Here is a 24,093-nt window from a genome sequence, read left to right on the forward strand (position 1 = left end):
TGATTATTTTTTTGCAACACTAAGTTAAGTGAATCCTCTGACATGGCAAAATCCTGAGCAACTTTTTGTTGCTCAGGTACTTAAAAAAAATATTTTATAATAGTGTTGCGGAATTAAGGTTTTTCATCTTATTGCGTTTTAGTCGTTTGTCAAATAACCACGGAGAAGCGTTCCGCTATCCTCTCGTTCAGCACACGGGTGTCGGCATTTATCTTGTCGTCAGTCACTTTGGCATAGATTTGGGTCGTCTCAATCCGGGCGTGTCCCAACATCTTGCTGACCGTTTCAAGCGGAACCCCATGTCCGAGCGTGATTTCGGTCGCATAGGTATGGCGGCCGGCATGAAAAACCAGCGGACAGTCTATGTCACAGAGTTTTGCGATACGTTTTAAGTTAAGGTTCATCGTGCTGTTGGAATACATGGGTAGCAGTTTCCCGTCCGGCGCTGTGTCCCTGTATTTCTCCATGATATGTAACGGCAGGTCCAGCAGGGGGATTTCAAACTCGACTCCGGTTTTCCGGCGCGAGCTTCTGATCCACCATGTGCCGTCATCGGCAAGTGACAGATGCTCTTTCGACAGAAGCCGCATATCACTGTACGGGATGCCGGTGTAGCATGAGAAGAGGAACAAATCCCGTGTGAGATAAAGGTTCGGTCTGTGAAGAGGCATGGTCATAAGCCGTTGCAGTTCCTCGGATGTGAGATACCTCCGTTTCTGTTTCGGGCGCACGGGTTCATAGCCGGTAAACGGGTAGGTGGTGATGATGCCGTCCGCTACGGCTTCACCAACGATGATTTTCAACTGCACGGTCAGGTTGATAATCGTTCCCGGAGAGAGGCGACAATCTGTCCGAAGGTGCGAATCGTAATCCTGTATGAAGGAGAGGGTCAATGCCGAAAACGGGATATCCGACAAGTTGTACTTTTCCCGCATGAACCTTTCCACATGGTTGTAGGCGTTCCGATAGCTTCTCAAACTGCCTTCGGTCCGGTTTACACCCACGCGCTTCGCGAAGTTCTCAATAAACGTGCGGAAGTAGCTCAATAACGTTGTCTGTTCACCAGCCATACCCAACAGCAGACTTTTGACATCATCCGCAGTCACACTGTCACGAACAACCGACAGTTCAGCATAGATTCCCAATGCCATCGCACGGATTTCATCCAGCCGATTGTTGATTTCCTTCGCCTTCACACTTTTGCCTGAAGCACGCCCCGAACTCCATATTGCCTGCGGCACACGGAGTTTCAGGCTGAAAGCCGCTTCAGAATACTTGCCGATGTTCAGCCTTGCCATTACAGGACACATACCATCGGCATCCGCCTCGCTCTTTTTGAGGTAGAACGACACCTTTACATTCGCTTGTTCCATAACCTTTTACTTTGTTTGCAAAATTACCGGATATCGAGCAAATGAACGGCATGACGAATATAGCGGAATATGGAAAGAAGCTCCATGCGTAACATTCAGAACCCGTATTTTTTCCCTTTAGCGAAAAAAGCATTAACTTTGTACTCGCAAAATATGAGTGAAACAGCGTTCTTTACGGTGATGTCAGTGGCAGTGCATAGACCTTTTTCCAATATTGTTTTCGACCTTGAACAGGCAACGGATAAGTAGCAATTTATTTTCCTAACTCCTCCAAAACGGGGCAAAACCATATAATGGACGAATATAGGTAAAACCTACATATCTCCCTTTTATTCCAATAGTTTGCATTATTCCTGCGAAATCCATCCGTATGTGAGCGAGTTTCCGTATCTTTGAACCATTGGAAACAGCCAGTATAAGATAACGACCCGGCAGATGAGGTTGTGATTTGCTTTCATTTTAGTATCTTTGAACCATTGGAAACAGCGAACCGAGTTGAGGTTGTTAATCATTTCTCGTTGTGATTTGCTTTCATTTTAGTATCTTTGAACCATTGGAAACAGCTGCAATTATCGGAAACTACTTCGCAGATTGTTGTGATTTGCTTTCATTTTAGTATCTTTGAACCATTGGAAACAGCCAACAATCAATAATTTCGGTAAAATTAAGAGTTGTGATTTGCTTTCATTTTAGTATCTTTGAACCATTGGAAACAGCGCCAACAATTAAAAATCTAACAGAATACTAGTTGTGATTTGCTTTCATTTTAGTATCTTTGAACCATTGGAAACAGCAATAAATCGAAAATTAAGAGAAGAAAAAGAGTTGTGATTTGCTTTCATTTTAGTATCTTTGAACCATTGGAAACAGCAAGAAGACAAATATACATACGTCCATGGAGGTTGTGATTTGCTTTCATTTTAGTATCTTTGAACCATTGGAAACAGCGCCTTCAAATTGAAAAATATTAAAAATAGAGTTGTGATTTGCTTTCATTTTAGTATCTTTGAACCATTGGAAACAGCATCCAACCATCGGACCATTGTTCGGAAGCTGTTGTGATTTGCTTTCATTTTAGTATCTTTGAACCATTGGAAACAGCTGTTTAGAGAGAATCAGAAAACAAACAGGGTTGTGATTTGCTTTCATTTTAGTATCTTTGAACCATTGGAAACAGCAGTAATCAGATTAGGTGGACAACTGGCAAGGTTGTGATTTGCTTTCATTTTAGTATCTTTGAACCATTGGAAACAGCTGCGCATATACTTTTTCTCGTGAACTTTCCGTTGTGATTTGCTTTCATTTTAGTATCTTTGAACCATTGGAAACAGCCGAACATCAGTAACAAACTAATATACATACAGTTATATTAAACATTAGAATTTAAAAAAGATATAGTTTCCAAGAAAGAAATCCCGCTACATAGCGGGATTTTCTTTTCAGAATAGTTCTAACTGCTGCCCGGGAGTATTCACATCTACTGTTTTTTTCCCATAAAAAAGTTCTATATTTCCAAATTGTTTATCTGTAATACACATTATTCCAATACTTCCGTGCTCAGGCAAAATAGACTTAACTCTTTTTATATGTACCTCCGCATTCTCACTACTTGCGCAATGGCGAACATATATAGAAAATTGAAACATCGTAAATCCATCCTTTTGCAGATTTTTTCTAAAGTCCGCATATGCCTTTTTATCTTTTTTTGTTTCGGTTGGCAAATCAAACAATACAAGTACCCACATAATCCGATATTCACTAAACCGTTCCATTACATCTCCGGATAAGATATTCTGCGCAACTCACCGCTAAAACATTTATATAGAGAAGCCGTAGTCTGCCCAACAGCCACCATTAACGGACTACGTTTTCCCGAAATAATAGTATCCAACGTAGGAATAGTAAGCAGCTGTGCTTTCAATTCTTTTGTCAATCCAATACAATTTATTTCTTCTCCTTTAATCATATCATATACCAACCTATCCACATAGGGGCGATAAGGCTCCATCATATCATCCGCCAAACAATAAGCATTATAACGATTATGATGATGTATTCCCAAAGTAGGTAAAAGTCCACTTGCAACCAAACCACGGGCAACGACCGCCCGCAAAATAGCATACCCATAATTCAACAGATTATTAGGTGGAATACCTTCTCTATCTCTTGTAAAACCTTTTATTTTGAACAAATTTTTCCAATAATAAGCAGCTGCACGAGCCTCCAAGTTATCCGGATCTCCACTTTTCACATCAGCAGCCCATATCTTCATACACTTTATTTCCTCTCCAGTACATTTACTCAATACCGCCGCCTGATTTTCTATTTTAGCCTTTATCGTTTGCTGCCAAAGTTGTTTCATCAATGGCAGAGAAGCGCCAAGTTGCTGTCGAAACCTCTCATTTTGTGTAGTATTTCCATACAAAGGAAGCATCAGACCAACCGGCATACTTTTAGAGTCACAAGTTATGACTGCACAATTATTTTCAAGTAAAGCCTCCAACACTCCCGAAGTAACAGTTATCTGTTTATTATCCAATACCACTATCCCAATATCCTCTATTGGCTTAGTCACCTCAGACACTTGCTTGAACCCTTCGGGCAAGGCACAGCTTTTTACGACCTCCGGCAATTTAATCACCAACTGAGCATTTTTCAAAGAGAGATAAACAGGATTTCCGAAATAAAGCGTTTTCTTAATCATAGTATACAGATTTTACAAATTATTCATTCATCATTTTCCTCAAAAGGAAGTTTTAAGGTATCATCTTGCTTATCTGAATCCAACAAAAAATTGTCGGAAGAAATAATACCTCTACCCAGCTCTTTTTCAGCCTGTTCACGTGCTACTCCGGCAACATTTCCACCACGCTGTGCAACTTGCTTACTTTTAGTAAATGTATCCGGTTTCTCTTTCTGAGAGATTTCCGTAGTGACACGCTCGCCAAGCATCGTGAATATCAATTCCAAATCGGACATATGGTCACGAAGATTCTGATTCTTCTTTGTCAGTCCTTTATATATTTTATAATCCGAAGGGCTTAATCCAAACGTTGCCTTAGATATTTCTGCCGTAAGAATGGCATAATCACTTTTTTCCGTGATTCCCCTTTCTTTCCACTCATCCGTCAAATTCTGACGAATGGCAATTCCTCTCAGACGTTTATCAATCCAATCCTTTGGATAACCCTTCTGCTCATAAAGTTCTTTCATGCGTTCCTGAGCCAATTCCGGATTTTCAATTTCCTGCACACGCTCATACCCCACCTGTGCCAGCCAAAGTTTAAAAGGTTCAGCTTTAGGAGAGGAGATGGATTGAATGATACGGAATAAAGCCTGTACATTTGCCGCCAAAGTTTTTCTTTTTTTTCCTGTATCTGTCAGCATTTCTACCTGGGGACAATTTGTCCCCAGGTAAGTAGCCAGTTCTTCATCCCGTTTTCTCATCTTCTTCAGATAGTCCGTAGGATTCACGCTATCAGTCAATACACCAACTACATCAACAACAGAAAAGTACCATTGCTGCTCTTCTTCGTTCCACATGGAACGGATTTTCTTTTCTTGAAATAACTTTATATTATTCATTTGCTTTATACTTAACTTCTATAATACGACCCAATCTATCAACTTTTACTGGGATACAAATATCTTTTACCATTTCATTATTCCATGCTCTCTGGGCCTTATTATTACTTCCTAATTCAATAGTCGGCAATATTGGATTAGCCACATTTACAGGAATAAAATGTCCCTCATTCCCAGTACAACTTACCATTTTATAAACCCGCCCCCTATCTATCGGCTCATTTATCCTACCAAATTCCCGTTCTTCTTCAGTTGGCAGATACACCAAATCATTAGGAGATAACCAAAACAACAGTTTATCCCCTTTTTCGTTTCTATCCGGAACAGGAATAAGCCCTTGTTTCTCACGTTCTATAACCAAATTTAAGGGGACAGTCTCATACGTCCTTTTTCCATCTTCTGTTGCATAAATAGCAAAGAACAAATTAGTACCCTTAGCGGCTTCCACCCATTTAGTCCCTTTATTACCAAATGCACCAACTCTAAATTTATTTCCACGTGGTTCATACACTCTCACTTTATATATTGGCTGATGTTCTTTTCCATCATTCAACTGTAAAATATTACGATTCATTTCTTCTATTCCTTCTGCAGAAAAAGCCAAATCCGCCTTTCCTTCTTTTGCAGATAAATGATTCAAAAGAATTTTCTGTATGCCAGTATCCGTTACCGATTCTTTTATTTTCTTCTCATTGAAAGTAGAATCAAGTGGTTTACGCACCGCAACCAAAGGTTCAGAAGTATTTTCTGTAAAATAATAGACTGCAACTTTAGCTATATCCAAATCCTTCCAAAAGAAAACATTCTCTTTGAAATATTTTTCAATTTTCTTCTTATCATATTTATATGATAACAATTCAAGAACCTTGCCTTTCACTCTCTTATCAACAATCATGGTAGGAGTATCCAAAGCCACAGACAATCGTACACTTTTTACTTTTCGTAAATTCACTGTTCCAAAAACCGTATCTTTATGCATCGGTTTACGAATAGCCCAACTATCACCGGTTTCCTGTTTCTTATAAACACGATTTCCTTCTGTATCAAAATGTTGATAAATATTAGTTGTTTTATTTATTATACGCAAATTCTGCTTCGAGCTAATCACTATTTTATCCAATGCCTCCCTTGCATCTTGTGTAAAAGTATTCCATGGTTTCTTTATAATCCATCTATAATTACCAGTACCATCTACTCTGCTCTTATCACACAACAATCTCTGCAAATCATAACGGGAGATTTTGGCATTACGGCTTGCAGACTCATTGCTCAAATAGTTCACATGATTCCGCGTAGCGCAAGCTATCACTATTGCATCCATGGCATGATGCCTATGGTCAATACGTTTCTTACTAAACCCTTTCTGATATTCAAGGGGCAATTCCGTCTGAAAAACTTTTTTTCCATCTTTATTCTCCCAATGTCCAAAGCACTGTGTTCCAGTCAAAGCGTTTAAACGTTCAAAACGAGGATATACAATACTGTTCCAAACATCATTCATCCCCCAATCCTTTTTCAGCCTGTCCGTCACGCTTCCCGTGCAAACTAATATATTTTTTGAAACAGCCTCCGGCTCATATTCACCGCTATCATTCTTTTCACGAACAATATTCGACAAAAGCCCTTTAACAACCTTGCTGATATACCGGCTATCGTTCAATTGGCGCTCAATAAATTGCTCGGGAATATCATCCATCAACAATTTCTTCATTTTCACGCCCGATTTAGCATATTGTTCTTTTACAAAACATTCGTAGCTATCCACAGAAAGAATTTCTACCGTTTTTCCAAAACCCACTTCAACTTTCTGCCCGTGATGATTCTTGATAAACTCATACCCCAATTGATTATCTTTCAATTTATTCACAGCAGATTCACATATCACCTTGTTAGAAAAAGAATCATCAAAATAACGAGATTGAGGAATTATATGTTCTATCTCATACGCAGCCGTAAACAATTTTCCCAAAGGTATCAACTCACCGGTATAAGGCGAACGATACTTCTGTTCCAACCATAATTTATAACGCAAAAACTCTGATTTTGTCGGTAGTTTGCTATTATTGAATTTTTTCAATATTACATCTATATCTTCCGGAATCTGTTCTTCCCCTTTCAAAACCGTATCCTCATAAATCCGCAATATTTCTTGCTGACTTGGCGAATAAGGACGAACATTTTCAACCCCATATTCCGGATTCATAAATTCAGCAAGCAATGCCTTTATACGTAGATTAGCATTTTCATTCTCCTGAATTTGCGCAGTCATCCTTTTCCGCTTGTCCGCAGGATTTTTCATCTCACGCCCTAACTCAATGTGAATTTCATCAATCTTCCCAACCTGTTTCCAAATATCTCTAACAACCCTCAATGTTTCGATTATCACCTGCTCTACAATAGGATTGCGCAGTGAATGTTGTTTGAAAGAAGCCAAATAAGCATCAATATCCGCAGGAGTCTCCCATTTAGCAATTTCTTTATTTTCAGAATGGCGATTATACACAACATAACAAGCCAACCATAGCGGAAGCTTCTTAAAACAAGATATATCCGACAAGTTTATCGCCTTTTCTCTAACCTTGGCAGCTATATTCCCGTCATACTCACCTGTCATTATCCTTTCTATTCTGTCTTTAGTTGCATCGTCAATCAAGGACGCATCCCAATACCTTCCACATCTCATCAAAGGCAACAATTTCTTTATTGCCTTAGCAGAATACGATCCATATTCAGGTTTAAAAGGAGGAAACTTCTTGAACACTTCTACAAAGGATTCATTTAATCCGTTCTTAACCGCAAAGGTCCGCAAAGCTTTCTCTATTTCCAGCTTATCACTTACAGAATATAAAATATGCCACAAGGCTGTTTCTTTCTCATCCGATAAAAAATCAAGACTAACACCAAGCTTCTCCAAACGGGAAAGAATCGCATATCTCGTCTCATTACATGGATATAACTTATCCTCAACATAGTTCCAACGATAATTATTGATTTCCTTTTTTAACCCAAATTTTGGATATCTCAGAAAAGCCTTTTGATCTACTTCCTTTCGAGAATTCAGCCAATCAAATAAAGCCACATAATCATCTTCTGTTTTCAAGAACTCCGCTGTTACATCCACATCTAAATGTAAAGTTCCATTTACTTCCTTTTCTTTTTGGTATACCCGAATATTTGAAAGGAAATGCCATAAACGAAACTCCTGAAACAGAGGATGTGATTTGGCTATACACTTTAAAGGAGCTTTTTTGATTTCACCAGTTTCCCTGTTTATATATTCATTTTCCTCGTAAGGGCAATTAGAAATCAGTGACTTTTTAGTTTTCAACGGTCTTTGATAAAATAAAACATCATCCATTAACAGATAAATAAAATCTCTATTAATTATATTTTTCCGCCGCACTTCATTGCCTGGATATAATGCTTCAATACATCTCATGTATAAATCTCTATCTTGCAACTCTGCATGAAAAGCACATTGTTTCTGCAAAATCAAGTTTAGTTCCTCCTTGTAAAGCTTTCGTTCTACTGTCTTCACCAGCTTTCCTATTATTTTTTGTTGTGGATTCTGCAACAGAGTATCATAGATATAACTTCCAATCGTTTTATGAGTATTGGCTATGTCTGCCTCGGTTCTTTTCTTTATCAACATCCAATCATCCTCTTTAGGAGCTCTGAAAGAACGCTTCACCTCACCATATTTATCAAGCTTGGGAGTACCGTCCGGATTCAAGTCAGTAGTTACAATAAATTCTTTTATCTGGTTCTCCCAATCCAATGGAACATTACTGCTTCTACGATATATCCATCCATTCTCTAAGTGCACATTATACCACAGATCCCGACCTTTCTTTTCATCAGTCGCTTCCACCGACAAAACTTTTAATGCATAAAATTCAACAGATTTTCCTGCATTATCTTCCTCTTCTTCTCCTCTAAGCTGGTAATAACCACGTTTCTGATTAAAATTCAAAAGAATCCATGCCAACTCTTCTTTACTTATCATTTCCGTCAAAGCTTTCTTACGGAGATAGTAAATTGTCCAGTCATAAGGTACTTTTTTACCATCGGACACTAATGAAGGTTGGTGTTTTGCAAAATCCGCCAACATCTCATTAAATGCTGTTTGAAATAAAAAAGTATATTTTCCCCGTTCATCCATAAGCCATGGTAATTTAGGTTCACTGTCTGCCAAAAACTTTCCGGGATGCTTTTCGAAATCTATTTCTTTTAAATAATGTTCCGGCAAAAAACCAAGAATCTTCAAAACCTTATGTAATCGTTCACGACGTAACAATTGCCGTTCACGCAGACGGCGTACCCCTCTGAAACGGGTTCTTTCAGCAGTCTGTGATATAGAATTTCCTTTGTCAAAATCTCCCAATATAGCGGCATCCATCGGAATAATTCTGCTTCCTGCCATTTCTATCCAAATTCGTTCGAGCTGTTCTTTTATTACAGAATTTATTACAGCCCATCCTATGCTATTGCTCCCTAAATCAAGTCCCAGTATCGTTTTCATAATATTATTTTTTTATATATCATTCAAAGTTATTTTTTTTATTAATACAAGCATTGCTTTTTCATATTTATTTTATACATTTGCCAAACTAAAATGAAGCAAATCACAATAAGGATTATTCCGTTGTGAAAACATTAGGTTCCCTCGTCCTCAACGGGGGATTTTTTATTTTATAAATTTCTCACCTTCCCCTCCCCTCCGCATTACTAAAAACTATATCTTTGTTCCCAATAATTAATCGTCCGACAACTGTTGCATTATCGTCCAACAGCTGTTTAATTATCGTCCGACAGCTGTTGGACGATAATGCAACAGTTGTCGGACGATTAATTATTAACAAGATAAATATTAGTTCGATTAGCTGCGGAAATAAGCCCTCGAAGCGGCAAAAACAGTTTATCGCTATAAACAAACAAAACATCTTATGAGTGCTTATTACGACCTTTATGAAACGCCTTCACCCGATGGGATAGAAGACAAAAAATCATTCCATGCACGTATCTGTCCCAAAAAGACTTATACCAAAAAGGAATTCGTGGAACATATATCCGTATTTCAACATCTGCCGAAAAATATGGTAGGGGCAGCATTGGACGCCTGCATTGACGAGCTTTGCGACTTATTAGCTAACGGAAACATCGTGGAATTGGGAGAACTCGGGTTCTTCAGTACCTCCTTAAAATGCCTGCGGGAAACAGACGACGAGAAAAAGAAAATTCGTTCCGAATCTGTACAGTTTCAAAATGTAAACCTGCGCATCAGCAGTGTCTTCCGCAAAAAAATCAAACATTCCATGATTCTGGAACGCATCCACTCCACCACAAAAAAAACAAAGAATGAGAAAGCTGCTACGGAAGAAATGAGAAAAGAACGACTTGCACTGTTTCTCCAACAAAATGTGTGTATCAACAAGAACGAATACATCCAGCTGAGCGGATTGACAAGGCATGCAGCCATAGATGAACTGAACAAATTCATCCAACAGGGATTCCTGCGCCGACGAGGAATGGGAAGGTCAACAGTCTATGTTCAGCAAGAGAAAATGCCTAATACAAACAAATAAAGAAAACAATGGAAAATTTGGATAAAACAACTATCACACAGTGGTTCGCTTTTTTCAAAGACCAACTGCTACTAAAGAAAGAGTACACAAGCAACGGAGAAAACAGATACAATATACCATATGGAACCAACCCTCCTGTCCCCCCCGCAACAGGATGCAAAATACATGAGGTAGCTCTGACGAACGGGAACAGAATAAAAGCCTTCGCCCTCGAACAGCCCATGCCCGAAACCGAAGAATGGGTAATGATAGGCTTGCGCGCTTCTTACGACTACCTGCCATTGGCAGATTACCAAGCAGCAGGAAAAGCATTCCAGATACTCTATTGGGACGAGCACAGCCGTTTCTGTCCCGTATGCGGCACTCCTATGGAACAGAAGACTCCTATCATGAAGAAATGCCCGGAATGCAGCAATGAGATGTATCCCCCGGTTTCCACCGCCATCATCGTGCTGATACGGAAAGGCAAAGAGATATTGCTGGTACATGCACGCAACTTCCGCGGAACTTTCCACGGACTGGTAGCCGGTTTTCTCGAAACGGGTGAGACGCTGGAACAATGCGTAGAACGGGAAGTTATGGAAGAAACGGGGCTAAAGGTGAAGAACATCACGTATTTCGGCAGTCAGCCCTGGCCCTATCCCAGCGGATTAATGGTAGGTTTCATTGCCGACTATGAAAGCGGAGAAATCAAACTGCAAGCCGATGAACTCAGTTCCGGCGCATTCTATTCCAAAGACAATCTGCCGGAAATCCCGCGAAAACTAAGCATTGCACGCAAACTGATTGACTGGTGGCTGGAGAATAACGATTAAAGAGTTCAATCTCAGAAGAGGAAAAGAAAAAACAGATTGCGGAAAACACGCGCTCACAAACGAACAACTACGAATGAAACGACTCTCATTCACATCAACCAATCGGCGTGCAACCGCAATCTGTAGTACTATCTGTTAACTGTTGACCTCTGTCGCATATAAGAACAGCATTTAACGGAGAATGATTAGATAATCGGCATAAAGAATATAAAAGAAACTTAATTGAGGCACATCAAAAGCCATATAATGACTCCTTTTAGGAACGGATTACGCGGACTATCCTCTTAACCTTTTTTACAGTCATTCCCTGCAGCCTTTTGTGATATGTTGCGTCTAACCTATAACCAAGGCTCAACAACAAACAGGAATGATTAAAAAGGAATATATATTGCTGGCTATATTATCTGCCGGTTTGTCCTTTCCGGTACAAGGACAGACTATATGGACAAAAAAAGACTCCATTAAGCTGAAAAAGATACTGGACGGAGAAACGGATATACCCATTAATCCTACTGTCAAGCAAGAAATTGACTTATTATTTTCCACACCCGCACATATACGCAGTATTCCCATTTTACCCGTTAAAGAGCTTTTGCCCGAGCGGGAAGACTTCCGACAGACATACGCAATGCCCCAATTCCGGCTGAACAATACACGCATATATCACAACACCCCACTACGGAATAAATACTTCCTGAACATCCAACGGTTCAGTATTTCAGCCACTACGGCATATGACAGAAGAGCAAGAACGCTTTTACAACAAAAGACAGACTTCAAGTTTAACATAACTCAAAAAATCGGCTACCATGTTTACGCAGGATACAGCAGTAGCAGCAGTAAGTCCGCCATATTGCCGGGAGCAGTAAGTCCGCTGTATTTCGGAAGCGGGTTCTCTTATGACATCAATCGACAGGTACAGGTAAAAACCGGCATTGACCGCCGATTCAATATAATCTACAAACGTTGGGAATGGGTGTGGGAAACAAGTGTGGGAGTAGCTTTTTAGATATGAAAAAAGGTGCGAGCGGCTTTCCGCCACTTGCACCTTTCCATATAAAGAGTCAGGCTTTCTTAGATACCGAGTGATTTGCGCACTGCTTCCACTTTCTTTTCAGCCTCAGCGTTTGCATTGCCGTAGCATTTGGAACATCCCATTTCACCCTTCACTTCAATGTAGAACTTAATCTTAGGTTCCGTACCTGAAGGACGAACAGAAATCTTCGTACCGTCTTCTGTGAAGTACTGAAGAACGTTGGATGTTTCGGGCATATCCAAGTCGGTTGCGTTGCCTTTGGCATCGGTAGCTTTCAGAGTCTTGTAGTCCTTAATCAAAGAAACGGCAGAGCCACCGATTTCTTTCGGCGGATTGGCACGGAAATTATCCATCATAGCCTTGATTTCATCTGCACCGCTCTTGCCCGGCTTCACTACATTGACGGTAGTTTCCTTAGAGAAACCATATTCTACATAGATGTCCATCAGGATGTCATACAACGTCTTGCCCTGGTCTTTAGCCCAAGCGCAGATTTCTGCCAACAGTGAACAAGCGGAAACGGCATCTTTATCGCGAACGAAATCTTCGGCAAGGAAACCGTAGCTTTCTTCACCGCCACCGATATATTGCTGCTTGCCTTCGCGCAGGCGGATTTCACGTGCAATCCACTTGAAGCCTGTGTAGCAATCGAGCATTTCAATCTTATTCTTATCGGCAACGGCCTTGATAAGTTCGGTAGTCACAATGGTCTTCACAATGAAGTCCGTAGGCTGCATCTTGCCTGTGGCGATACGGTTCTTGATAATATAATATAAGAAGAGTAAGCAAGTCTGGTTACCGTTAATCAGCACCCATTCGCCTTTATCGTCCTTGCAAGCCATACCTACGCGGTCGGCATCCGGGTCACTTGCCATTACGATGTCCGCATCAATCTTCTTGGCAAGTTCGATAGCCATAGAAAGGGCTTCCGCATTTTCAGGGTTCGGAGAAATCACTGTCGGGAAGTCACCGCTCTTCACCATCTGCTCGGGCACGCAGTGTACATTCTCAAAGCCCCATTCTTTCAGAGAAGCGGGAATAAGCGTTCTGCCTGCACCATGAAGCGGAGTATAAACGATGCTGAGGTCTTTCTGACGCTTAATCACTTCCGGGTCAATGGAAAGAGTGTGAACTTTATCCAAGTATATCTTGTCGATGTCTTCACCGATAATCTGAATCAAATCCTTGTTGCCTTGGAACTTGATGTCCTCAACAGTTACTTTGTTCACTTCATCGATAATGGCAGTGTCGTGCGGAGCAAGTACCTGTGCACCGTCATCCCAATAGGCTTTGTAGCCGTTGTATTCTTTCGGGTTGTGACTTGCAGTCAGGTTGATACCGCTTTGGCAACCGAGGTGACGGATAGCAAAGGAAACTTCCGGAGTAGGACGCAAATCGTCGAAAAGATAAACCTTGATGCCGTTTGCTGAGAAAATATCGGCCGAGATTTCAGCGAACTTGCGGCTGTTGTTACGACAGTCGTGACCCACTACTACGGAAATTTGCTCTTTGTCCTTGAAGCATTTGTTCAGATAGTTTGCCAGTCCCTGGGTAGCTGCGCCTACTGTATAGATGTTCATACGGTTGCTGCCTGCACCCATGATGCCGCGCAAGCCACCTGTTCCGAATTCCAAGTCTTTATAAAAACATTCTATCAGTTCGGTCTTATCTGGATTTTCCAACATTCTTTTCACTTCAGCCTGAGTTTCGGCATCATAAGCCGGGGTAAGCCATTTTTCGGCTTTCTCAGTTACCTGTTTAATCAGTTCTTGATTTTCCATAAGACTATTTTTATATTAAAGGTTAATACTTCATTTTTTTGTTGAGTCACAAATGTAAAAGAATAAGTTCAAATATCCTAATCAATCAGGCATTTTATAGCGGTCGCCCGTTTGTTTTACATATTCTTCCAAAAATTCCTTCGGATAACCCGGACGAACCACGCCGGCAGGCTGGCCGATAGCGTTGCGCTCGAACTTTCCGTCTTTCATTTTACGGACAACACCGTCATTATATTTCACAATAATGAATTCCCCCAGCCGCTTCCATGTGTCGAAAGTGCTTTGTGCCGTCATATTGGTATAGTTTGTCAAGAATGCTTTCGCTTTAGCCGGGTCTTTCTCCAGAAGTTTGGCGGCAACGGATTCAATGCCTTCCTGCGCATCGTTGAAAGTGGTTTCGAGTTCGTTCTGCGTGGCACGTACATCACCAATCATAAGGTCGTAACGAGGATATACCATATTGGAAACCCAGTTGAAAATCCAGAAAGAAGAGTTCCATGAGAAAGTGATGTAGTCCGCACCGTCTACGCGCGAATAGCATACGGGCACTTTATCCGTACAACAGTATACGGGAGTGAATACCGTCATGTTGGCATCATCCGTACCGAACCACAATACACCGCCGATAGCATCGGGCAAAGTGGAACGCATCTGCGCCACAAACACAAAACCGCTCTGCTGTGTAGAAATGGGACGCTCGTTGAAGTATTCCTTATCGCCTACTTTGAATGAAAGAGGAGAAAGACGGTAGGGAGTATGATACGGTCCTGCACCAAAATCCTTACTGATGTCGAGAGGAGTACCTTCGTAATGGTCGCGCATGGCATTCTTTACATCTTGTACGGAGATTTTACGGTTGGGCTTCACGAAAAGCGGCATCGGGGTGTCGGTATCTCCCTGTATATAAGGCAAGAACTCGTTGCCACGGGCGGTAAACATATTAAAGTAGCTCCATACGCGGGCTTCGCAATAACGACGAGCGCCAAAGTCGAGAGGCGCATAGGCATTCGCAAAACTGAAATCTTTGTTTACTCCGTCAAAATAGCCTTTCTCACGGGCAAAGGATATGACGTCGGGAGAATACATACAGTTGTTCTTGTCGTTCATATCAAACTGGTGGATGCGGCTTTGGTTGGCATGTGCGGAGATGCAATCATCAGGTACGCGGACAGCCACCCATACGGCGCCGCGCACACCGGGACCTTTGCCTATCATCTCCATAATCCAGATTTCATTGGGGTCAGCGATGGTGAATGACTCGCCGCCGCTGTAATAGCCGTATTCCTGTACGAGTTCCGTCATCACTTTGATGGCTTCTCGGGCGGTACGGGAACGTTGCAGGCCGAGGTAAATCAGGCTTCCATAATCGATGATACCGGTAGTGTCTGCCAATTCGGGACGGCCGCCAAAGGTCGTCTCACCGATAGTAAGCTGGAATTCGTTCATATTGCCGATGACGTTGTAGGTCTGGCGTGCTTGCTCTATCTGGCCGAGATACTTGCCGGTGTCCCACTCGTGCACATCAATCAATGTACCCTTTTTGTGCATACCTGCGGGATAATGATATAACTCGCCGAACAATCCATAGGAGTCGGCAGAATAGGAAACAATTGTAGAACCGTCCGTAGAGGCGTTCTTACCCACAATGAGGTTGGTACAAGCAAATGCGTTTGCCACAGCTGCCACCACTAACATGACGGAGAAAGTTAATCTTTTCATACTTCTGTTATTATATAGTTTATTTAATAATGCTTTGCTATAAATGAAGAGCTACCATACAAAATGGAACTGCTTCGTGGTTTGATTGCCACAACCGTCGGTTACGGTCATTTCCACAGTATGCTTGCCACCTTTCTTTATATGTTTCGGGTCGAGTTCGCAAACCAAATTGCCGCTAATGGAGTTGGGCTTGCCGAACAGAGCATATTTCCCGTCTATCGTTCCGCGGTAGCTGTTTATTCCCGTCTCCTTGTCCTTGACTTTAAAGACGATGCGTCCCGTACGCCCCCACTGCTGAGGGTTGAGCGGAGTAATCTCCGGCGGTACGGTATCGACAGCCACCGTATAAGTAGCCAAATCGCGGATACGGACTTTCATAAAGCCGTCCTTATAAGTACCCCCTATGCTATACTTTCCGCCCCGTGCCGTAACACCGGCAACGTAATATTTCGATTTATCTTCCAGTCGGTCGCGACGCAAGCCGATACGCATTTCGCAGGCTCCGTGCAAGGGAATACGTGTATTATTCAACCGGTAAGTGAAAGCCACATCCCCGCTATCGGCACGCACGGAATAGTCCAGCCAAACATCATCGTACAGCATTCCGCGCGGTACAACCAGTTCCAAACCGGGTTCTTGAAGATAATTGGTCTTATCCCATTTGAAAGCATACTTTTCACGATGTTCCACGGGACGGATGTCGGTTTTCTTCCCCTGTACGGTAAAACGGACTTTCGAGGTGTTGCCTAACACATCGCTTAAAGTGTACACAAAACGATAAGGACGTTCTTCGTTGATTTCTATCAGTCCTCGATTGCCATTGGAAGCGTGCAACATACGCAGACGGTTGCCCGGTTCGATGAATGACTTCATATACTGACCATGCGTCCATGAATTGATATAGCGGTTTTCCTCGTAGGCAAAACGGTCTACCACACTGCGAAACACTTCCTCACCGTCCACTTCGAGAATCACGGTATGCACACCGTAACGGTTGCCTACTCCGTCCATGTGGTCATAGGCACGAATTCCCGCACCTATCAGTCCCCAAGCTGTGATAGGTTTTACGGGATTTGCAGGGAAGGTCTGATGTATCTGTTTTCCGTTTACTACACCTTTGCCCGGCTGCGGAAACAAGATGATGCCTTCGGCATGAGGGGCGGTATTGTCTTTCACTTTCTTCATAAAGAAAGGCAGCGGGTCAACATAGTCTCCTGTTGCCGACTCAATCATATCCAGATGCAGGTGAGGACCGAAAGAGTAGCCCGTATTGCCGCTAAGGGCTATCACCTGCCCCGCCTTTACCGGATATTCTCCCTGTTCGGGAGCAATCTCCACTTCCCAGCTCTCCTTTTCATATTGCAAATCTTTCACCCTCCGGGCTATATCGCCTACAAATGCGCTGAGGTGGCGGTTGATAGTGGAATAGCCGTTGTCATAATCCACATCGAGCACATAGCCCGAACCGTGCGTCACACGGATGCGTGAGATATATCCGTCTGCCAAAGCACGCACCGGCTTACCAATAGCCCCGCCGGTCTTGAAGTCCAGTCCGCCATGAAAATGGTTGGCGCGTATCTCACCGAAATTACCGGAGAAAACGATAGGGAAATCAAAAGGGGGAATAAAAGATGCTGTCTGCATTTCCGGTACAGCTTCCATATCGGGCGCATCTTGTGCATACCCGCCTTGTGCGCTGCCAACGAAAAACAAAACAGAGAGAAATATAGAGTGTTTTATATTCTTACAAATCATATCTTATTTTTTAATGAATGCAAATATAAAAAGAATAGTTTTCTCCGCCTAAACAAAAAAGCATAATCCTACCGTCTTACCCTATAAATAATCAGGTATTTTCTGTTGTAAAACACCTGATACTGAATGACAATGAGACAGAGAAATCGCTATCTTGCAGCATGTTTAACCATTAACAGATGACATTATGATTATCGGAGTACCCAAAGAAATCAAAAACAACGAGAACCGTGTAGGAATGACCCCTGCCGGAGTAGCCGAGTTGGTGAAAAAAGGTCATACGGTGTATGTGCAGGCTACTGCCGGCGCAAACAGCGGGTTCTCTGACGATGACTACATCGCCGTAGGTGCACAAATCCTGCCTGCCATTGAAGACGTTTATGCCATAGCCGACATGATTGTCAAGGTGAAGGAGCCTATTGCACCGGAGTACAAACTGATTAAGAAGGGACAAGTGGTATTCACGTATTTCCACTTTGCAGCCGATAAATTACTGACCGAAGCCATGATTGAAAGCGGTGCTGTATGTATCGCTTATGAAACCGTGGAGAAAGAAGACCATTCCTTGCCATTGCTTACTCCTATGAGCGAAGTGGCAGGACGCATGGCTACCCAAGTAGGAGCCCGTTTTCTGGAAAAACCGCAAGGTGGAAAAGGAAAGCTGATGGGGGGCGTACCGGGTGTCCGCCCCGCACGCGTACTCATTTTAGGTGGTGGCGTAGTCGGTACCAATGCCGCACAAATGGCCGCGGGAATGGGTGCCGAAGTAATGATTACGGATGTCAACCTGCCACGCCTGCGCTATCTCAGCGAGGTATTGCCCAAGAATGTAAAAACGCTTTATTCTTCGCTCCACAATATCAAAATGGAACTGCCTACCATAGATTTGGTAATAGGTTCCGTACTCATCCCCGGCGATAAGGCGCCTCACCTCATCACAAGGGATATGCTGAAAATGATGAAACCCGGAACTGTGCTTGTGGATGTCGCCATTGACCAAGGCGGTTGTTTCGAAACGTCTCATCCCACTACCCACAGCGAACCGACGTATGTTATAGACGGTATTGTGCACTATGCAGTAGCCAATATTCCCGGTGCTGTACCATTTACTTCTACCATGGCGCTGACTAATGCAACACTACCTTATACGGTAGCATTGGCTTGCAAAGGTTGGAAACAGGCTTGTAAAGATGATCCGGCATTGGCTTTGGGACTGAATGTGGTAGAGGGGAAAGTAACATATAAGGCGGTGGCAGATGTGTTCGGAATGAGGTATGAGGAAATACCTCATTCATAATCCATAATTCATAATTCATAATTCATAATTCATAATTCACAATTTATAATTCATAATTTATAATTCACAATTTATGAATGGTGAGTTATGACTCAACATAACAGCGCAACCCAAGGCTGAAAGCCTTCTATCTCCAAGCCCGGGGTAACACCCCGGGTATATATATATATTTGATTAACATTGCGCCCTGTAAGGGCAGAAGAAAGATAGACAAGTCTTCTGCCCTTACAGGGCGAAAAGAGGTAGAAGGCCTTTTCAGACCCTGGGCGTTGCCCAGGGCTTGGAGATTAAAGCCTTTCAGGCTTTAGTAACCTAAATGTAGTCTCAAAATAAATACAACTTTAAATGCAAATGCTACTTTAAATGTAAATACAACTTTAAATGCAAATGCAACTTTAAATCCGAATACAACTTTAAATCTGAATGTAACTTTCTATCCACTATCTCAATCATTAAACAAAAATTCTTCTTTCTTCGCATACGCCCAATACATAGCTAATGCCGTGATGCACAAATTGAAAACAAACGGAAACTCTTGGGAATTGGTGTGGAATACCCATTGGAAAAAGTCTGTGATGAAAGGAGACAACAGTATGCCAAGATAATTCATCACCATTACAAAAGCAAGGGCAAGTGTCGTTTTCTGAGGGATGGCAGTATCAACTGTCTTATCATAAATCAAAGGTTGAATGATGCCATATCCCAAGCCGACTAAAATACATCCCGGTACAATGAGCCATTCCGTAGGAGAAATCCACATCAACAGCAATCCTGCAGCAATAGCCAAGAGGCTATAAAGTTTGGTCTTATTCCCCAAAAGCTTCACTACACTATCCAACATAAATCCCGGAGCCATAATGGCAAGGAAGAACAGAGAAATCATCAGCCCTGAATTACCGCTTGAAAAGTGATGTGCTTCCATTAAGAAAGGTAAATTAAAAGTAACCACAAGAACTATGTACGTAACCAGTCCGTAGAACAACATTAGCTGGACAAGATGGCGTACGTGTATACCGTATTTACCGGAAATAACAGGTACGGACTTTATGGAAGAAACAGTAGCCGATGCCTGCCTGATTGTTACCGAAGCCGTATCCTTCTTTAAATAAGCCGAAAGAACCAAAGAAACCAACGGTAACAGATATACAACAAAAGGCAAACGCCAGTGTACTTCCGCCAGATAACCCGTTACAGCCGTAGCCACCACCAGCGTCATATTGGTTATGGCAGAACTATATCCAAACTGCCTGACACGATACTCCCCTGTAAAATACCGGGAAATCAATCCCGTAGAAAGCGGAATAATCAATCCTGATCCGATACCGAGCAAAGCGCTGACAGCCATCAGCTGCCACATCTTGGAAGAAAACAAATAAAGAACTCCGCTTGCAGCAAACAGCCAAAGCCCTACCCTCAGTAAACGGATAAAATCTCGTTTCTCCGCCAACTTACCTGCCAATAATACAAAAGGAATAATAAGCAAGGAAGGTAAAGAAGTCAACATTTGTATATCCAACTCTGTGGCATGGGGAAAAATAGTGGAAAGTTCTCCCAAAATAGGCGAAACAGCCAAGCCCGGCAATGAAGTCAGTGCAGAAACAGACCAAATGCCTATAAGCGTAATAAGAGGAATGGTTCCTTGTCCGGTATTAATTTTCATAATTCAAAAGTGGGTTAGTTAGTTGAAGGAAAACAAGCGATGCAACAGAATGTTCGAACAGGGGAAGTGATAACTCCTTTAACTCCTCCAACTCCTAATTAACACGCCTCCCCCGCCCTTTTAATAAACGCCAAATAATGTAAAACGGCGAAACTTTCTTTCGTGAGGGTCGTTGTTGTGGAAAATTCGACGGGGAAGGTCCCCGCCGCCTAAACCTTTAAAAACTTATAGTTATATGAAAGATTTAAATTTCAGAAAAGGAGATGCAAAGACCGAGGTGTTCGGTTCGAACCGAATGTTGCAACCCTCACCGGTAGAAAAAATTCCCGAAGGACCTACCACTCCGGAGATTGCCTACCAAATGGTGAAGGATGAAACTTTTGCACAGACTCAGCCCCGTCTGAACCTGGCTACGTTCGTCACGACTTATATGGACGAATATGCAACCAAGTTGATGAACGAAGCTATCAACATCAACTACATCGACGAAACCGAGTATCCCCGCATCGCTGTAATGAACGGTAAATGTATCAACATCGTTGCCAATCTATGGAACTCTCCGGAAAAAGACACTTGGAAAACAGGTGCTCTCGCCATCGGTTCTTCAGAAGCATGTATGCTGGGTGGTGTGGCTGCATGGCTGCGCTGGCGCAAGAAACGTCAGGCTCAAGGCAAGCCGTTCGACAAACCTAACTTTGTTATCTCAACCGGTTTCCAGGTGGTGTGGGAAAAATTCGCCCAGCTGTGGCAGATTGAAATGCGTGAAGTGCCTTTGACTCTTGACAAGACCACGCTCGACCCCGAAGAAGCTCTGAAAATGTGTGATGAGAATACTATCTGTATCGTACCCATCCAAGGTGTTACATGGACAGGACTGAATGACGACGTTGAAGCGCTTGACAAAGCACTCGACGCATACAATGCCAAGACCGGCTACGACATTCCTATCCACGTAGATGCTGCAAGCGGCGGTTTCATCCTCCCGTTCCTGTATCCTGAAAAGAAATGGGACTTCCGTTTGAAATGGGTGCTTTCCATCAGTGTCAGCGGTCACAAGTTCGGCTTGGTCTATCCCGGTCTGGGTTGGGTTTGCTGGAAAGGCAAAGAATATCTGCCCGAAGAGATGGCATTCAGCGTAAACTATCTTGGCGCTAACATCACTCAGGTCGGTTTGAACTTCTCCCGTCCTGCCGCACAGATTTTAGGACAGTACTACCAATTTATCCGCTTGGGATTCCAAGGTTACAAAGAAGTACAGTACAATTCACTCACAATCGCCAAGTATATCCATGATGAAATCGGTAAAATGGCTCCGTTCGTAAACTACTCCAATGAAGTGGAAAACCCGCTGTTCATCTGGTACTTGAAACCGGAGTATGCAAAGACTGCAAAATGGACTCTGTACGACTTGCAAGACAAGCTTTCACAACATGGCTGGATGGTTCCTGCCTATACACTTCCTGCCAAACTGGAAGATTATGTAGTGATGCGTGTCGTAGTCCGTCAGGGATTCAGCCGCGACATGGCAGATATGCTGCTGGGCGACATCAAGAATGCCATTGCCGAACTGGAGAAACTGGATTATCCCACTCCTACCCGTATGGCACAGGACAAGAATCTGCCGGTAGAAAGCAAAATCTTCAATCACGGCGGAAAACGTCACAAAAAGTAATAAAGTAGTAAAGTAATAAGGTGATAGTGTGGTATTGCTCTATCACCTTTTATCACTCTATCACGTTATATATACATAAATATGGAAAAGAAAATATCAATTTCTCAAATAAAAGAAGTTGCCCAAACAGCCTACAATGAGGTGAAAGGACAAACAGGCGGCAAAAACGCGGATTATATTCCGTACCTTGCCAACATAGACTCCGAGTTATTCGGCCTCAGCATTTGCCTGATGAACGGACAGACTATCAACATTGGTGATACGGATTACCGCTTCGGAATAGAATCAGTCTCAAAAGTGCATACTGCCATACTTATCCTGCGACAGTACGGTGCACAGAAAGTACTGGATATGATTGGCGCTGACGCCACCGGCCTGCCGTTCAACTCTATTATTGCCATTCTGCTGGAGAATGACCATCCTTCCACTCCATTGGTAAATGCCGGCGCTATTTCCGCCTGCTCTATGGTGCAACCGATAGGAAACCCAAACAAGAAATGGGATGCCATTGTGCAAAATATTACTGAACTGTGCGGCTCCGCTCCACAACTTATTGATGAGTTATACAAATCGGAAACGGCCACAAATTTCAACAACCGCTCCATTGCTTGGTTATTAAAGAACTACAATCGGATTTACGACGATCCGGATTTGGCGCTCGACCTTTATACCCGCCAATGTTCACTGGGTATCACAGCCGAGCAATTGGGTATTGCAGCCGGAACGATTGCCAACAACGGTGTTAACCCCGTCACCAAACAAAGCGTATTTGAAGCCGGGCTCGCACCGAAAATCACTTCAATGATTTCCACCGTAGGTTTCTACGAACACTCAGGAGACTGGATGTACACAGCCGGCATACCAGCCAAGAGCGGTGTGGGCGGTGGCGTAATGGCCGTATTGCCCGGCGTAATGGGTGTTTCCGCTTTCGCTCCCCCATTGGACGAAGCCGGTAACTCCTTCAAGGCTCAACTGGCTATCAAGTTTATCATGAACAAACTTGGTCTGGGCGTATTCAACGGTGACAATGTGACGATTGTAGAATAATGAAAATGGCTCTATCAGACTTCGTTTTGCGAAAAAAAGGAATATACGGCATACTGCATATCATCATCCTGCTACTTTCGCTATTCTTGGTCATCAGCATCTCCATCGATACGTTCAAAGGCATCCCTTTCTACGAGCAATCGGTGTATATGGAAGTACAGCTATGGATTTGCGCATTGTTCCTGGCAGACTTTGTGCTGGAATGGATTTTGGCAACAAACAAGAAACGTTATGTTGCCACACATTTCATCTTTCTGCTGGTAGCTATTCCTTATCAGAACATTATAGCCTATATGGGCTGGACTTTCTCACCCGAAATCACCTATATGCTGCGTTTCATCCCGTTGGTAAGGGGAGGCTATGCTATGGCTATCGTGGTGGGTTGGCTGACGTATAACCGCGCATCGGGCTTGTTCGTATCTTATCTGACAATGCTGTTGGCCACCGTCTATTTTTCGAGTCTCGCCTTTTACGTCATGGAGCACGGAACCAACCCTTTGGTTGCGGGCTATGGCGATGCTTTGTGGTGGGCATTCATGGATGTAACTACGGTAGGTTCCAATATTATAGCGGTCACCGTCACAGGACGGGTGCTGTCCGTACTACTGGCAGCGTTGGGCATGATGATGTTTCCCATTTTCACAGTATATGTAACGAGTCTGGTAGAGAGACGTAACAAGGAAAAACAGGACTATTACAAAAAGGCAGAACGGAAACAGGAACCTGCAAACACCACTCCTTAATTGATAAAGCCACGATTTTTCCTTA

Annotated in this window: 16 protein-coding genes and 1 CRISPR repeat array; of the genes, 7 read left to right on the top strand and 9 right to left on the bottom strand. The window is 42.8% G+C overall.

All coding sequences use genetic code 11. The features are described 5' to 3' along the window. Positions 1-149: 149 nt before the first annotated feature. The 5 genes from KG118_RS16570 to cas9 form a co-directional block, all read right to left on the bottom strand. Positions 150-1,373, bottom strand: a complete 1,224-nt coding sequence (locus tag KG118_RS16570) for a site-specific integrase (RefSeq protein ID WP_008766703.1) — start codon at positions 1,371-1,373, stop codon at positions 150-152. Positions 1,374-1,813: 440 nt separating this feature from the next. Continuing rightward, a CRISPR array of direct repeats spans positions 1,814-2,705; the repeat unit is 47 nt; unit sequence GTTGTGATTTGCTTTCATTTTAGTATCTTTGAACCATTGGAAACAGC. 107 nt (positions 2,706-2,812) lie between these two features. Beyond that, positions 2,813-3,145 carry a CRISPR-associated endonuclease Cas2 gene (cas2, locus tag KG118_RS16575; protein ID WP_117712379.1) on the bottom strand — a complete coding sequence of 111 codons (333 nt, stop codon included), beginning with the start codon at positions 3,143-3,145 and terminating at the stop codon, positions 2,813-2,815. Next, positions 3,145-4,077, bottom strand: a complete 933-nt coding sequence (gene cas1 / locus KG118_RS16580) for a type II CRISPR-associated endonuclease Cas1 (protein WP_117712377.1) — start codon at positions 4,075-4,077, stop codon at positions 3,145-3,147. The genes cas2 and cas1 overlap by 1 nt, the downstream gene beginning before the upstream one ends. A gap of 23 nt (positions 4,078-4,100) precedes the next feature. Then, positions 4,101-4,958, bottom strand: coding sequence for a BRO family protein (locus KG118_RS16585; RefSeq protein ID WP_117712376.1), 858 nt, complete (start codon positions 4,956-4,958; stop codon positions 4,101-4,103). Further along, positions 4,951-9,480: a type II CRISPR RNA-guided endonuclease Cas9 gene (gene cas9, locus KG118_RS16590; protein WP_117712374.1), complete on the bottom strand. Its 4,530-nt coding sequence runs from the start codon at positions 9,478-9,480 to the stop codon at positions 4,951-4,953. The genes KG118_RS16585 and cas9 overlap by 8 nt, the downstream gene beginning before the upstream one ends. 424 nt (positions 9,481-9,904) lie before the next feature. Here cas9 and KG118_RS16595 point away from each other — a divergent pair, with 424 nt between their 5' ends. From KG118_RS16595 to KG118_RS16605, 3 genes are all read left to right on the top strand, one after another. After that, positions 9,905-10,543, top strand: coding sequence for an HU family DNA-binding protein (locus tag KG118_RS16595; protein ID WP_117712370.1), 639 nt, complete (start codon positions 9,905-9,907; stop codon positions 10,541-10,543). An 8-nt stretch (positions 10,544-10,551) separates the two neighbouring features. After that, the gene (nudC, locus tag KG118_RS16600; RefSeq protein WP_117712368.1) at positions 10,552-11,358 is read left to right on the top strand and encodes an NAD(+) diphosphatase; all 807 of its coding nucleotides are present in this window, start codon (positions 10,552-10,554) and stop codon (positions 11,356-11,358) included. A 367-nt stretch (positions 11,359-11,725) separates the two neighbouring features. Continuing rightward, positions 11,726-12,367 (top strand): DUF4858 domain-containing protein, encoded by a 642-nt coding sequence (locus KG118_RS16605; RefSeq protein ID WP_117712366.1) that lies wholly within the window; start codon positions 11,726-11,728, stop codon positions 12,365-12,367. Between the two features lie 65 nt (positions 12,368-12,432). Here KG118_RS16605 and KG118_RS16610 read toward each other — a convergent pair whose 3' ends face one another. The 3 genes from KG118_RS16610 to KG118_RS16620 all read right to left on the bottom strand — a co-directional run bounded on the left by KG118_RS16610 (position 12,433) and on the right by KG118_RS16620 (position 17,649). Continuing rightward, complete coding sequence (locus KG118_RS16610; RefSeq protein ID WP_117712364.1) at positions 12,433-14,175, bottom strand: phospho-sugar mutase; 1,743 nt, start codon at positions 14,173-14,175, stop codon at positions 12,433-12,435. Positions 14,176-14,256: 81 nt separating this feature from the next. Continuing rightward, positions 14,257-15,894, bottom strand: a complete 1,638-nt coding sequence (locus KG118_RS16615) for a C69 family dipeptidase (RefSeq protein WP_117712363.1) — start codon at positions 15,892-15,894, stop codon at positions 14,257-14,259. A 51-nt stretch (positions 15,895-15,945) separates the two neighbouring features. Further along, positions 15,946-17,649: a M23 family metallopeptidase gene (locus KG118_RS16620; RefSeq protein WP_117712361.1), complete on the bottom strand. Its 1,704-nt coding sequence runs from the start codon at positions 17,647-17,649 to the stop codon at positions 15,946-15,948. Between the two features lie 187 nt (positions 17,650-17,836). On the opposite strand from KG118_RS16620, the gene ald reads away from it, so the two are divergent. Further along, positions 17,837-18,946: an alanine dehydrogenase gene (gene ald, locus KG118_RS16625; protein ID WP_117712360.1), complete on the top strand. Its 1,110-nt coding sequence runs from the start codon at positions 17,837-17,839 to the stop codon at positions 18,944-18,946. Positions 18,947-19,391: 445 nt separating this feature from the next. On the opposite strand, the gene KG118_RS16630 is transcribed toward ald, so the two are convergent. Beyond that, positions 19,392-20,606 (bottom strand): MFS transporter, encoded by a 1,215-nt coding sequence (locus tag KG118_RS16630; RefSeq protein WP_117712358.1) that lies wholly within the window; start codon positions 20,604-20,606, stop codon positions 19,392-19,394. Positions 20,607-20,841: 235 nt separating this feature from the next. Here KG118_RS16630 and KG118_RS16635 point away from each other — a divergent pair, with 235 nt between their 5' ends. The 3 genes from KG118_RS16635 to KG118_RS16645 all read left to right on the top strand — a co-directional run bounded on the left by KG118_RS16635 (position 20,842) and on the right by KG118_RS16645 (position 24,068). Then, positions 20,842-22,278: a glutamate decarboxylase gene (locus KG118_RS16635; protein ID WP_117712357.1), complete on the top strand. Its 1,437-nt coding sequence runs from the start codon at positions 20,842-20,844 to the stop codon at positions 22,276-22,278. An 81-nt stretch (positions 22,279-22,359) separates the two neighbouring features. Next, entirely contained in the window at positions 22,360-23,325 is a 966-nt protein-coding gene (glsA, locus tag KG118_RS16640; protein ID WP_117712355.1) for a glutaminase A, read from the top strand. Further along, positions 23,325-24,068, top strand: coding sequence for a potassium channel family protein (locus KG118_RS16645; RefSeq protein WP_117712354.1), 744 nt, complete (start codon positions 23,325-23,327; stop codon positions 24,066-24,068). The genes glsA and KG118_RS16645 overlap by 1 nt, the downstream gene beginning before the upstream one ends. The last annotated feature ends 25 nt before the right edge of the window (positions 24,069-24,093 follow it).

It is taken from the genome of Bacteroides propionicigenes, from assembly GCF_018390535.1.
GTDB classification, from domain to species: Bacteria; Bacteroidota; Bacteroidia; order Bacteroidales; family Bacteroidaceae; genus Bacteroides; species Bacteroides propionicigenes.

Bases quoted from the DNA above. Each gene is read 5' to 3' on its own strand.
- KG118_RS16570 (WP_008766703.1), bottom strand. From the start codon at position 1,373: ATGGAACAAGCGAATGTAAAGGTGTCGTTCTACCTCAAAAAGAGCGAG.
- cas2 (WP_117712379.1), bottom strand. From the start codon at position 3,145: ATGGAACGGTTTAGTGAATATCGGATTATGTGGGTACTTGTATTGTTT.
- cas1 (WP_117712377.1), bottom strand. From the start codon at position 4,077: ATGATTAAGAAAACGCTTTATTTCGGAAATCCTGTTTATCTCTCTTTG.
- KG118_RS16585 (WP_117712376.1), bottom strand. From the start codon at position 4,958: ATGAATAATATAAAGTTATTTCAAGAAAAGAAAATCCGTTCCATGTGG.
- cas9 (WP_117712374.1), bottom strand. From the start codon at position 9,480: ATGAAAACGATACTGGGACTTGATTTAGGGAGCAATAGCATAGGATGG.
- KG118_RS16595 (WP_117712370.1), top strand. From the start codon at position 9,905: ATGAGTGCTTATTACGACCTTTATGAAACGCCTTCACCCGATGGGATA.
- nudC (WP_117712368.1), top strand. From the start codon at position 10,552: ATGGAAAATTTGGATAAAACAACTATCACACAGTGGTTCGCTTTTTTC.
- KG118_RS16605 (WP_117712366.1), top strand. From the start codon at position 11,726: ATGATTAAAAAGGAATATATATTGCTGGCTATATTATCTGCCGGTTTG.
- KG118_RS16610 (WP_117712364.1), bottom strand. From the start codon at position 14,175: ATGGAAAATCAAGAACTGATTAAACAGGTAACTGAGAAAGCCGAAAAA.
- KG118_RS16615 (WP_117712363.1), bottom strand. From the start codon at position 15,894: ATGAAAAGATTAACTTTCTCCGTCATGTTAGTGGTGGCAGCTGTGGCA.
- KG118_RS16620 (WP_117712361.1), bottom strand. From the start codon at position 17,649: ATGATTTGTAAGAATATAAAACACTCTATATTTCTCTCTGTTTTGTTT.
- ald (WP_117712360.1), top strand. From the start codon at position 17,837: ATGATTATCGGAGTACCCAAAGAAATCAAAAACAACGAGAACCGTGTA.
- KG118_RS16630 (WP_117712358.1), bottom strand. From the start codon at position 20,606: ATGAAAATTAATACCGGACAAGGAACCATTCCTCTTATTACGCTTATA.
- KG118_RS16635 (WP_117712357.1), top strand. From the start codon at position 20,842: ATGAAAGATTTAAATTTCAGAAAAGGAGATGCAAAGACCGAGGTGTTC.
- glsA (WP_117712355.1), top strand. From the start codon at position 22,360: ATGGAAAAGAAAATATCAATTTCTCAAATAAAAGAAGTTGCCCAAACA.
- KG118_RS16645 (WP_117712354.1), top strand. From the start codon at position 23,325: ATGAAAATGGCTCTATCAGACTTCGTTTTGCGAAAAAAAGGAATATAC.